Origin of the sequence: Variovorax sp. PMC12 (genome assembly GCF_003019815.1) — a bacterium.
Taxonomy (GTDB): Bacteria; Pseudomonadota; Gammaproteobacteria; order Burkholderiales; family Burkholderiaceae_C; genus Variovorax.
Genome location: NZ_CP027773.1, coordinates 5,729,723 through 5,742,133 on the forward strand (window position 1 = coordinate 5,729,723; position 12,411 = coordinate 5,742,133).

Below are 12,411 nucleotides of genomic sequence, written 5' to 3' on the forward strand. Positions count from 1 at the left end.
CATGGGGTACGGACCACCTACCGGCATGCGCGCCGGGCGACTGCTCACCGCCGGTTATGTGGTGCCGGCGGCGAACCTGGTGAACGCCGACCTGCCGGGCGGCGACGCCTACGTGGCCGGCGCCGGGTATCTGGCCGGCACCTATCCAGCTGGCATCACGAAGATCGAGGGCGTGCCCGGCTCGGCGGAGATCCGTGTGCTGCTTCGGACGGTCACGGGCGCGATGGGCGATGGGATGTTGGTTGCGTCGGTGATGTCCGGCGTTGATGGCACTTGGCGCATCGACGGACTGAGCACGGCCTTGCGATTCGACGTGGTGTGCCGGCATGACGGCTACAACGACATGATCTTGGCCAACGTCTCGCCAAAGGCTATGTGAGCGGGTAGCGCATGCCCTATACCCCGCCAGCGTCGGACGCACTCACGTTCAATTTTGTGGGGCCGGGGTATGTCGCGCCGGATGGTGCGGCGGCCGCGTTCAACTTTGTCGACCGTCCCCCGTATCAGCCTCCGCTGGGCAAGAACGTAGCACTCGATTTCGGGCCGTCGGGCTACGTTCCGCCCGCGGGCAGAGTTGTCGGCCTTGAGTTCGTTCAGGACGAAGGCCCAGGCGGAGATACCCAGTACCTGTTTCCCGCGACCATCGCCGAGGCGCCGGCTGGTGTGCCTGCCGTGCGCAACGGACGTGAGTTCGTTCGGCCGACGGGCTCTGCGTTCCAGGCGTTCGGTGTTGCCACTGCATGGAGGTATCACACCTACGTTGCAGTGGCTGGGTTCAACGCTTCGGCATTCGGCGCGACCAACGCGCAGCTGAAGCACCGTCCGGTGGTGCCGGTCGGCTTCGACGCGATGGCCGGCGGCAACCCGACCATCATCAACCGCAACCGCTACATCGCGGCTGGGAACATCGTGCCGCCAGGATTGGGCACGAACTCGACAGTCTGGCTCTACACGCGCTACCTGCTGCCGACCGGGCTGGTGGCCACCAGCATTTCCAGCACGAACCGCGTCAGTCACGACCGGCAGTACGTGCAACTCGCCGCAGGCATTCCAACACCGGGCTTCGGCACAGCCTGGATCAGCCAGGGCACGCGCGTGCTGGCGCCGGCGGGCGCTTTCCTCGATGCCGTGGCCCGGCCGAACGTGGGTGGCACGCGGTTCCTCTCGCCGCTGGGGTGGGACTCGTTGGCCTTCGGCACGCGCATCGTCCCCGTCTCGCAGACGGTGGCGCCGCAGGGCTTCCGCGAAGTGTGGGGCGCGACGACGATCAAGAACTACCTGACCTTCGTGCAGCCGCCTGGCTTCGAGACGAACGTGCAGGAGCAGTACCGCTGGGGGCGCGCCCAGGCCTACAACCTGCGCCAGTTCGTGCTGCAGGCCTACGACCCGAACGACGGGCTGAACCCGCCCGCGTGGTCGCAGTGGACCGCCATCGAGAACAGGAACAAGACGGTCGCGACCTTCAGCACGGCGCCGCCGCGGCCGGGCGAGCCGCTGATCTACAACAACGCGCGGGTGATCGCGCCGGCGGGCATGACCCCACCTGGTTTCCCGGGCACCACGCCCGCCGGCCTGGTGGCCTACGGCGTGCGGCGCTTCCCGATGGACGGCATCGAGCCGCCGCCGGTGCTCAGCTGGACCGCGGTCTACAACGCCGCGCGGGTGCTCGCGCCCGCTGGTGCTGGTGCGCAGTTGTTCGGCACGGCCGCGCTGGAGAACACGCGGCGCTACTACCAGCGCATCGGTGGCATCGACTCCGCGGCGTTCGGCGTCGCCTTCATCGACTTCGCCATTCGGACGGTGGCACTAGAGCCGCGGTATGCCATCCAGCCGCCCGACGTCCCGCTGCCAGAGGTCAAGCTGTACACACGCTACGTCGATCCGAAGGGCGATGACATGGTGCGCCTTGGCCTGGCCGCGCTGTCCATCCACTTCAACATCGTGGCGCCGAAGTGGGCGCACCAGGACATCTTCGGCGAGCCGCGCGTGCACAACGTGACACCGGAGATGCGCGGCTACGGATGGAACGCAGAGGAGTTCGGGGACGCCTTCGTTCGCCTGCAGTTTCGGCCGGTGGGGCCTGATGGCAACAGCATGCAGCTGTTCGGCCAGGCCAAGATCGCGGACCGGAAGCAGAGCATCGCGGTGCCGGGTAACAATTTCATGCGCATCGGCGACAAGCTGGTGGTGACCCGGACCGGCGCGCCGCCGTACTCGCCGCAGTGGATTATTCAGGATGGCGAACCGGTGGACTCGTTGAGCGCATTCGGCAAGCCGGGGCTCAATCAGTACGTCCTGTACCCCCTCGGCATTGACGCGCTGAAGGTCGGCGACGCCACGGTTCGCAGCAACGGAATCATGGTCGATGCCGGCATCAAGGTGGACGGCTACGGCGTGCCGACCGTCGGCCTGAAGAGGCGGGTGCTCACGGTTCAGGAGTGGCCGGGCGCCGAGGTGTTCGAACCTTCCCCTGCGCGCGTCACGCCGCACACGATCTGGGCCGTGGTGGAGGCGCCGGCTCAAGCCATCCGCAACCACGGCGCAACCAACCTGCACTACGTCGGCCAGACGGTGGAGTACGGGCCGGGCGCGCGCTTCGGGCGGCATTCCGTTCGTACCTACCGTGGAGTCCTGGAACCTTACTCGTTGGGCAACACCGCGCAGGTCGGCTCCGCGTCCGTGCAACTGCACCGCCGCTACCTGGAGCCGGCTGGCATTCAGGCCTATCGCATGGGCTGGGTCATTTTGGGAGACGGCACGCAGTTCGTGAAGCAGTACGGGGCGGCCGACATGCAGGTGCTCGGGCAGCCAAGCGTTGCCCGCGGGCCATATCTCGGCCCCGAGACCGTGAAGCCGGTGGGCTTGGCGCCGCCGGACTTCGGCGTGACGTGGATCTCACTGCTGCACAGGAGCTTCCACCTTGTGGGGTTCAACGCCCTGGGTATGGGCTCTTCGCGCGGCGAACCGCCGTACCAGTGGCAGTCGCTGCACGTCGGACCGCCTATGCCCACCATCCCCGGCGGCTTCGACGCTCAGCGCTTCGGCGTGACGTGGATCTCGCTGCGCATTCGTGGGCTGGAGCCAGGCGGCTTCGACAGCATGTTGAGCGAGTACGACCCAGAGCACTTCGCCGAGCGCATGCGTGTCCGCAATGCCTATGTCCCGCCTGGCCCGGCGCCGCGCACACTGGCGCCTGTAGGTGTGGACCTGCCGGACATGGGCGTGCCCAATGCCAAGCCCGCAGTGCACTACATCCGCCCGGATGGCAACGCGGACCAGTACCGAAAAGGAGCCTTCTGATGGCAGACATTGCCCTGATGCCGCTGGCCGGCATGAACGTGGTGGCGGAGGACGCGGCCCTGCAGCGCGGCGGAGACAGCCCGCGGCTGTTCGTGCGCGATGCGGTGAACGTAAACGTTTCACCTGCCGGCCAGCCCTCGCTGCGAGCGGGCACGCGGCGCGTGACCGCCATCCGCTACCGCGATCTGTGGCAGAGCCCGCTGCACCGTGACACCTTCGGCACGCTCGCCGGCCAGTGGGTGAAGATCGATCCGATGACCTGGATCAGCGAAGCGCTCCTGGCGGTCGGCGATGGCGACGTGTCGCACGCGGTGCTGAACACCCTGGTGTGCGTCGCGGCGCCGGCGGGCATCTTCACGTTCGACGGTGCGCGCGCGGCGCGCTTGACGCTGGACACGCCGGCCGCGCCGCTGGTGGTGGCCGGTGCCGGTTCGATGAGCGCGGGCACCTATGGTGCTGCCGTGGCGTGGCTGCGCGGCGCGTTGGAGTCGGCGCCGTCGGCCATCAGCTTCACCGAACTTGGCGAGGGCGGTGCGTTGGAGATCACGCCGCCGCTCTGCTTGGATCCGAGCGTGACGGGCATGCGGCTGTACCTGACGCGGCCCAACGGGGGCGAGTTGGCGCGCGCCGGAGACCACGCAGTGAGCGGCGCCACCATGTCGGTGCCCCGGCTTCCGGAGCTGGGCCGGCCGCCGCAGTTCCTCAACCTCTCTCCCATGCCGACGGGCAAGTACCTCAAATACTGGCGCGGCCGCCTGCTGACGGCCAGAGCCAACGTTCTGCGCTTCTCCGAGGCGCTTGCCTACCACCTGCACAACGAGCGCCATGGCTTCGTCCAGATGCCGCAGCGCATCACCTTCGTGCAGCCGGTGGACGGCGGCATCTGGGTCGGCCAAGTCGATCATGTTGCCTTCTTGGAGGGCGCGGCGCCCGAGGCCCTGAACATGGTGCGCAAGACCGCCCGGGCGCCGGTGCCGGGGAGCGCCATCCTGGTCGATTCGGACACGGTGGGAAGCGACCTGTCGCAAGGTGGCGGCGGCACTGCGATCTGGCTGGCGGAGAACGGCTATGTGGCCGGCACGCATTCAGGGCAGGTGGTTGAGGTGCAGGCCGGCGTGATGAGCGGCATCGCCGCGCGCGGCGGCACCTCTGTAGTGTTTGATCGGCGGCTGCTGACCGCTGTAGTCTGAGACTTTCCCGCATCTGCGGGCTTTCCAACCGGTGCGCAGGAGTGCGCCATAGGACTTCCACAGGAGCTTCCTATGACTCTGCGCAACGAGCTGGCCGCGGCCATTCACAAAGAACAATTCGATGTCAGCGAAGGCGGCATCTACTTTCCGCGCCAGGGCGTGCTGGCCCGCGGCGAATACTTCGACCGCGTGAACGGCGGCGCGTGGTCGCGCACGCCGAACCTGATCGTCACCGAAGGCCTGGCGCATATCTTGAACGTCGCGCTGGGCAGTACGCCAAAGCCCGCGGGCTACTTCCTGGCGCTGTTCAGCGGCGCGGCCGCGCCGGTCGCGAACTGGACCGCGGCGAACTTCGCAGCTGTCGCGTCGGAGATCGTCAGCCTGACCGAGGGCTACACGAGCCCGACCCGGCCGGCCTGGACCTCTGCCAACACCAACACCGGGTCCATCGACAACATGGCGGCCGTGGCGAGCGTGACCATCGCTACCGCAGCGCAGCTCAACGTTACCGGCGCCGCGATCCTGACGAACAACGCCAAGGGCGGCACCACCGGCGCGCTGGTGTCGGCGACGAAGTACGCTGCCGCGCGCGTTTTCCAGAACGCCGACGTGTACGACATTGGCTACCGCCTGAGCCTGACCGTCTAAGCATGCTGTCGCCGCGCCCATACGGGCGCTTCGCCGAACAGGCCGAGCTGTCCCACGATGATGCCGCCGCCGTAGAGCGGCTGGCCCGGACCGTGACCAACTTCAAACAGCTGTCGAACCTCGACAGCATGAAGCGCGTCATGGACCTGCCCAGCGGCCGCCAGGCGGTGGCCATCGACATGGGCGGCGTGTTCCGCATCCTGGTCCTGGAACGGTACGAGAACCCCGAACACCAGCTCAACGGCTTGGCCGAGACGAACATTCCAATGCTGTTTTCGGGCGTGGTCACGAAGGCCCAGGTGCTTGAAGGGGAGGGCGTGGGCATCAAGCTGACGGAGCAGGCGCGCCGGCGCTTGGCGGCCTATTCGGAGGACGCTGACGCGCTGCCTCCGAAAGATGTGGCGCTGCAGCGCTTTCGGATCGAGTACGCCCCGGCGTTCGAGTATTTCAAGCCGGAGAACACCGGCATCTACACCTTCACGCAGTTCGTGAAGCACCGGCCGACCTGGTACAGCGGTGCTATGTCCGAGGTGATGCAGGTGGTCGGCGGGTATGGCCGGCAGGTGCTCGCCGACCTGCCGGATGACCCCATCGAGCGGGCACGCATGCTGGTTCCTGAGCGCTTCATGCGTGACGTTCGCTCACAGCTTGGCAACGTCCGTCTTCCAGGCTACACGGGCTTTCCCGACAAGAAGGGACAGTTCCTCTGCGACTACAAGGCCTCGAAGTGCAATGCCGTGGCGTTCGATACCGACGGCGCTCCGTGGCTGCTGCAGATCGGTGCGCGTGGCGTCTTCGCCATGCCGCTGCCCGTGGTCCCCGCGACGACGACGGCGGCATTTCGCAAGTACGTCGAACAGAAAGGGGATGGGGAGATCCTGAAATTGTTGGACCGATTCGGCGGCATGCCGACAGGAGAGGCGTTTCCCGAAGTGATGGAGGACTTCGAGGCATGGCGCCGCGCTGGCGTGATCGTGAAGGTGTGCGACTGCGCAGACTTTTACGCCCACAGCGCCTTCTACTCGGCCAGCGGATGGTCGCTGAACAGCCGAGGAAGCGAGGGCTTCAATACGTGCTGGAGCCGGAATGCCGCGGGCCTCCTGCAGGGGCACGCTTACAAGATGAAGCTGCGCCTGGATGCTGCCACGAACCGAGGGATGCTCAAGAACAGTTGGGAGTTCCAAGACCAAGAATCTGCGGATCGAGTCAATGCCTACCTGACAGGCGTCTTCAACGCGTTGACCGGAAGCTCGGCGCGGTCGTTGGCGATCAAGTACAAGGTGCGCCGCGCATCCGCGGCGGCCGTTCTCGCGCGCGCCGCCGCTGCGACCGGTTCCGATCTGGAGTATTGGGACAGGCTCGAAATGCCACCGATTGCCTCGCACGGCGGCAATGTCGCGCGCGTGGGCAGCGGGCCTCTCTACTGGCCGGGCAAGAACCCAAAGTCCATGGGGCGCCTCAAATTTCCTGAGCAAAGCGGAAAGGGGTGCGAATCGTTTGTGATGATCTCCGAGGACTATGCGGGACCGGCCGTGAAGTGCGACACCATCGTGTTCGGCTGCTATGTCGATGACGAACTGCAGGTTGTGAAGTATTTCTATGACGAGCGCAAGTTCCAGGAAAAGGAGCAGACCACCTTCGAGAAGTACATGATCGTCGGGCAGTGGGAGAAGACTGTAACCACCGGGCTCTCCGGCTTGATGGGCTACTTCTACACCTCGGCGTTCGATGACCGGCAGGAGGCGCCACCCGTCACCACCACCACGAACGTCACGGGGACCGACATGGGCTACGGGCAGCCGGCATTTGCCACGCCCCCGATCTTGTACTGCGTTGGCTCGCTCTCCCGCGCTCGCTACTACATGCACCGCACCAAGGTGAAGAGCACGTCGGGCTTCGGCATCGATGTGGCTGCTTGCGTGCCGGTGTTCGAGCGTGACTGCATCCTCTATCCCTACACGGACAGCACTTCGGGCCGGTCCGAGTCCGAGAAGACTGAGCAGTTCGCGATGGCGGACCCGACCTCGTACCAGCTGTGGTGCTACGACAACCTGTTCCACTGGATGGGCCAGACGGACAACCACAACAAGGGGTTTCCGCCATCGAAGGACGGTGTGCCCGTCTACATCGACACGCTGGTGTATTCGCCGACGGAGTTGAGCGACTATGCCGACAGCGGCAATTGGTACAACCTGCCGCCGGGTGGCTTCCTTGATGTGACCGCCATCTGCGGCCCGTACACCTCGCGCTCGTCGGGCACGCAGCATGCCGGGGGTGTCGTCATCGGTGGCGAGGCGCCGGGTTTCGAGCCCTTTTCGAGCCTCAAGGAATACCCCGCGGAGTCTTCTGGGCGCCTGAGCGTGAGCATGAAGGCGGCCGGATCCACCATCGCGCAGCGCGACATTCCCCATTCTTGGTACTTCGGCTTTTCGCCGGAGGACGACACCTACTTCTACCGCGATGCCATCCACATCGCCATCGGTGATGCCAGCTACGCCAGCATCTACGAACAGGACCAGAACAAGCTACGGCGGCGCTGGGGGCACACCTCTCTCGCTGACCACGAGACCGCTCACCATTTCGTAGGAGTCATCAATGAGTAACTATCGCGACGACAGCCAGGACACGGCGGTCGCCAGCGACTCCACCTGGATTCGCTTGACGGCCATCACAGAGGACGCCGCAAAGATCGTCAGCTTGGTGCTATTCGGGCTGCTGGCTATCCATACCGACAGCGCGACGGCGAGCGATGAGGAATCCGGCAGCACGCGCTACATCGCGCATGAGCAGGTGTTCGCCAGCGACGCAGTGTTGGATGGGCTGCGCGCGCGAGATGTTGTCAGCGAGTCGGTAGCGGTGGGCGAGCGGTTGACCGAGCGCCTGCGGGTGCTTCATCTGGACTCGGCCGCTGCCGCGGATTCCGTCATCGACCGGGCGGGCGCGCTTGTCGCCGACACCGCGCGCATCAGCGACGAAGCGCTGGGCCAGCGGCGCGTGCGCACACTGGTCATCGATGCGGCGAAGATCTACGATTTCAGCGGGCAGTTTGCCTCTGTGATGGTGGTGGACCAGGCGGTCGCGTCCGACTGGGCTGGCGGTCGTGTGCACGCGCAATCGCTTGCGGTGGACACCGCAGTGCTCGCCGATGAGACGTTTGACGCGCGCCAAGCTGCTGCGGCCATGGTGATCGAGCGCGTGGGCATCACCTCTGCGGTGCTGGACCACCTGCACGCGCGAGACTTGGTGATCGACGTTGCAGTGGCGGAGGGCGGGCCGATGGGCGAGGGCGCCGGCCAGGCCTGGACGGCGAACACCGAAACCTGGGCCATGAGTCGATATGCGCCGTACACCTTCACCAGCGTAGCGGTGATCGACGGCGTGCTCTACGGCGTCGCCGAAGACGGCGTGCACGCGCTGGACGGCGGCACCGACCCCATCACCGGACGCGTTGCCACCGGCAAGCTGGACATCGGGCAGGGCGTGCTGGTGCACCCGCTCGCAGCCTACCTTGAATACGAGCTGGATGGCACTGCCAAAATGGATGTGACCACCACGCAGAGCGGCACAGCCGAGACGTACGGCTACCCCTTGGCCGAAGAGCCAGCCGGCGAGCTGACCAACGGGCGATTCATCTTCGGCCGCGGACTCCGTGGCCGCCATTTCAGCTTCGTGCTGCGCCTCATCGGGCAGCGCGCCTTGGTCAACGATTTGCGCGTCGAAACGGCGCCCACGAAAAGGAGAGTGTGATGGGTATCGCACCTGACAGCATCCTCGGCCAGGCGGTCGAAATCGTCACAGACAAGATCAACGACCTGGACACGCTGGCGCAGCGCTACAGCTCGCAATTGAGCGCAGCGCTGGCGCAGATCGGTGCCATCGAGGTGGCCGACGTGCCGGCCCCGACGCGCCCCGCCGCGCCCGTTGCCACTCCGCCGCCGGTGCAGCTCGGCGATGCACCGACTTTCTCGCCGCCCGCTTTGCAGCTGCCGAACCTCCCGGACGGAATCAACATCGATGACCTGTTGAGTGATCTGGATGTGGGCGACATGGACGACTTGCCCGCGCCGCCAACCGCGATCCCAATCAACATCCCCGACGCCCCGGCCATGGCCGACATTCCGGCGCCGGCGCGGCCAGCCATCGACACCAATGTGGTAATCCCGGACGCGCCGACCATCACCATGCCGGACATGGAGGCGCTGGAGCAAATCCGGCTGCCGGACTTCGTGTTTCCGGAGCTGCCGAACTTCGACGCCGTGGCGCCGGACGCCAGCGGCATCACCGTGCCGAACGTCTTCATCAACTGGAGCGAGCCGGCTTACGCATCGGAGCTGCTGGACGAGCTGCAGGCCAAGGTGAAGGGGATGATGGCGGGCGGGACCGGGCTGCCTGCGCCCATCGAGGATGCACTGTTCGCGCGCACACGCGAGCGCAACAGCGCCGAGACCCAGCGCGCGGTGCAGGAGGCCGTGGACACCTGGGCAGCGCGCAACTTCTCGATGCCGCCAGGCATGCTGGTAAAGCAGGCGGACGTGATCCGTGAGCAGGGGCGCCTCAAGGCCGCCGAGCTGAACCGAGATGTCCTTGTGCAGGCTGCGCAATGGGAGATCGAGAACATCCGTTTCGCGGTGCAGCAGGGCATGGCGCTGGAGCAGCTGACGGAGAACCTGCACCAGAACATGGCGAAGCGCCTGTTCGAGGTGGCGCGCTTTCAGGCCGAAAGTCAGATCAACGTGTTCAACGCGCAGATCAGCCTCTTCAACGCGCAGAACGCCGCCTTCCAGACGCTCGCGCAGGTCTACCGGACCAAGCTGGACGCGGCTGTCTCCAAGCTCACGGCGTATAAGACCGCCGTGGAGGGGCAGGTGGCCCTGGGACAGATCAACCAGCAGCGCGTGGAGGTGTTCAAGGCCAAACTGGAGGCAGTGCAGTCGAACGTCGAGGTCTACAAGGCCCTGATGCAGGGTGCTTCGGTGCGCGCCGACACCCTCAAGAACCAGTTCGATGCCTATCGCGCGGATGTGCAGGCATACGCCGAGCAGATCGGCGCCGAGAAGGTGAAGTTCGATGCGTACGAGGCGCGCGTGAAGGGTGAGGCGGCCAAGGCCAACGTGCTGGATTCGCAGGCCCGCGCGTACGCATCGACCATTCAAGGCCTGGCGAACAAGGCCGAGATCAAGGTCAAGGGCGCGCAGATCAAGATGGAAGCCGCGCGCACAAAGGTGTCGAAGTTCCTGGCTGACGTGGACGCTTTCAAGGCGACGCTCCAAGCGAGCCTGAGCGCGGTGCAGTATTCGACATCGGCATTCCAGGCGCAGGTGGAAGCCTGGCGCGCGAAGGCAGGCGCCACGGTGGCCGACGCGGAGATGCAGTCGCGCTTCTCGGACATGAACACGCGCACCAACATCGCGTATGCCGAGATGCAGATGAGCGAGTACACCGCGAAGATGCAGAACGCTGTCCAGCAGGCGCAGATTGCGCTGGAGGCCGCCAAGGCACTGGGCCAGTTCACGGCACAGCTCGCGGCCGGCGCGATGTCCGCGGCGCACGTCTCCGCCAGCGTCAGTGGCTCCGGCAGCGCCAGTTCGTCCGACAGCCGTAGCGAAAGCACTTCGACCAGCTACAACTACCAGTATTAAACGCGTGGGGTTGACCCCCTGTGGGGTTGGCTACTTGGCGGCCTGATGCGGAAGATGACCCGTATCAGGCCGTTTTTCCGAGGGCACCCCTATGCATGGATTCAAGAAGGGCGCCAAGCCCAAAGTTCAACGGTTGGCCGACGGTGGCAAGGTCCGCGGACCCGGCACCGGCACGTCCGACGACATCGAGGCTGAAGTGCCTGCCGGCAGCTACATCATGCCGGCCGATTCGACTGCCGAGGTTGGTGAGGACAACCTCGCCGGTCTGGGGGCGCCAGTTCCTGTGAACCTGAGCAATGGCGAATACCAACTGCCTCCGGAGCAGGTGCACGCCATCGGCGTTCGGGCGCTGGATGAGATGAAGGCGGCCACGCATGCTCCCGTCGCCGAGCAGCGCCATGATGACCTGTCCGACCTGTTTTTCGCGAACGGTGGCGTCGTTCCTGACGACGAGACCCGCCGCGACCCGCTTGCCCAGACCCAGGGGGCTGCGTTTGGTGTATTCCGCCGGGAACCCACTGCAGGCTCTCGTGGCGGAATGATGCAGCCCTACGTGGCGACGGGTCCTTCGACGTTCGAGCCTGCGACCGTGCAGCAGGGATCGGGGCGCCTCAATGCGGAGACCGACCCTCGCTCTCTCAGCTACAACCCCAGCGCGGCTGTGCCTGGCATTGCACGCCCATACGCCGGCGTGGGTGAGGGTTGGGGAGCTGGCGCCCGCGCAGCTGCCGCCGCTCCTGCGCCCACGCCGGCTCCCGCTCCGGCCGCGGTGATCCCGACCCCGGTATCCGCCACCGAGGCGCCCGGCGCGCAGCAGGTGATGCCCGGCGTCTACCGGCAAGGGAATAGCTACGCGGATAGCCGCGAAGGTGCGGTCGCAGGGTTCATGCCTCGCAGTGCGCCGACCGCGCAAAACGATGCGGCCGCGCAGTCGCTGTCCGATCGCTATGCCGCCGAGTCCGCGGCACAGGCCGCGGGCGGCGTGCCCGCGGGATTCCGCCCGGGTGGCGGCTTGAGTGTCTTCGCAGACACGTCGCGAGCGGACCGCGAACGCAGCGCCGTGATGAGCGCGGCACTTTCTCCGATGCCGGGCTCCCGCAATGGCCAGTTGACAGCTAACCAGATCCGCACGGCGCAGGGCATGCTGGAAGGTGAGCGCCGCGACGACACCACGCGCTACACATCCGACCAGCAGCGAGAGATTGCGCAGATGCGCGAAGCGGGTGACACGCAGCGTGCTGCAGCGAGCACTGCGATTGCACAGGGCCGCCTCAACCTCGAAGGCACGGCGCAAGGTTTTCAGACCCGCTCGGCGCAGCGCCTAGAGCGCCTACAGCAGCAGTACGAGGCGGCCAAGCCGGCGGAGCGCTCTGCCATCGCACAGCAGATTCGCGACTTCCAGGGCAAGGAGAACCCGAACCGTTTCACGGTGGTGCCCGGCGGACAGGAGTGGGACCAGCAGGCAATGGCCATGCGCAACGTGCCATCGCGCGTCCTCAATAACCAAACCGGCGAGTTCATGCAGGCCCCTGGCGCTGGCGCGCCGCAGGCCGCCCGCGCCGTCGGATCAACCTCCACCGTGAATGGCAAGACCGCCGTGTGGGATGGCAGCAAGTGGGTTCCCCGCTAAAGGC

Annotated in this window: 8 protein-coding genes; all 8 read left to right on the forward strand. The window is 66.1% G+C overall.

From position 1 onward, the window contains the following. Position 1 precedes the first annotated feature (1 nt). The 8 genes from C4F17_RS26975 to C4F17_RS33205 all read left to right on the forward strand — a co-directional run bounded on the left by C4F17_RS26975 (position 2) and on the right by C4F17_RS33205 (position 12,407). On the forward strand, positions 2 to 379 hold the full coding sequence (locus C4F17_RS26975; RefSeq protein WP_159053738.1) for a hypothetical protein: 378 nt from the start codon (positions 2 to 4) through the stop codon (positions 377 to 379). An 11-nt stretch (positions 380 to 390) separates the two neighbouring features. Continuing rightward, positions 391 to 3,300, forward strand: a complete 2,910-nt coding sequence (locus C4F17_RS26980; RefSeq protein WP_159053739.1) for a hypothetical protein — start codon at positions 391 to 393, stop codon at positions 3,298 to 3,300. Beyond that, positions 3,300 to 4,490, forward strand: coding sequence for a hypothetical protein (locus C4F17_RS26985; RefSeq protein WP_106937299.1), 1,191 nt, complete (start codon positions 3,300 to 3,302; stop codon positions 4,488 to 4,490). Before C4F17_RS26980 ends, C4F17_RS26985 begins: the two co-directional genes overlap by 1 nt. Before the next feature lie 72 nt (positions 4,491 to 4,562). After that, positions 4,563 to 5,138 (forward strand): hypothetical protein, encoded by a 576-nt coding sequence (locus C4F17_RS26990; protein WP_106937300.1) that lies wholly within the window; start codon positions 4,563 to 4,565, stop codon positions 5,136 to 5,138. A gap of 2 nt (positions 5,139 to 5,140) precedes the next feature. Beyond that, complete coding sequence (locus C4F17_RS26995) at positions 5,141 to 7,741, forward strand: hypothetical protein (protein ID WP_106937301.1); 2,601 nt, start codon at positions 5,141 to 5,143, stop codon at positions 7,739 to 7,741. Next, the gene (locus C4F17_RS33200) at positions 7,734 to 8,885 is read left to right on the forward strand and encodes a hypothetical protein (RefSeq protein ID WP_199851902.1); all 1,152 of its coding nucleotides are present in this window, start codon (positions 7,734 to 7,736) and stop codon (positions 8,883 to 8,885) included. Before C4F17_RS26995 ends, C4F17_RS33200 begins: the two co-directional genes overlap by 8 nt. Next, positions 8,885 to 10,777, forward strand: coding sequence for a hypothetical protein (locus tag C4F17_RS27005; RefSeq protein ID WP_106937729.1), 1,893 nt, complete (start codon positions 8,885 to 8,887; stop codon positions 10,775 to 10,777). The genes C4F17_RS33200 and C4F17_RS27005 overlap by 1 nt, the downstream gene beginning before the upstream one ends. Positions 10,778 to 10,868: 91 nt before the next feature. Then, positions 10,869 to 12,407, forward strand: a complete 1,539-nt coding sequence (locus tag C4F17_RS33205) for a hypothetical protein (RefSeq protein WP_199851903.1) — start codon at positions 10,869 to 10,871, stop codon at positions 12,405 to 12,407. Positions 12,408 to 12,411 lie beyond the last annotated feature (4 nt).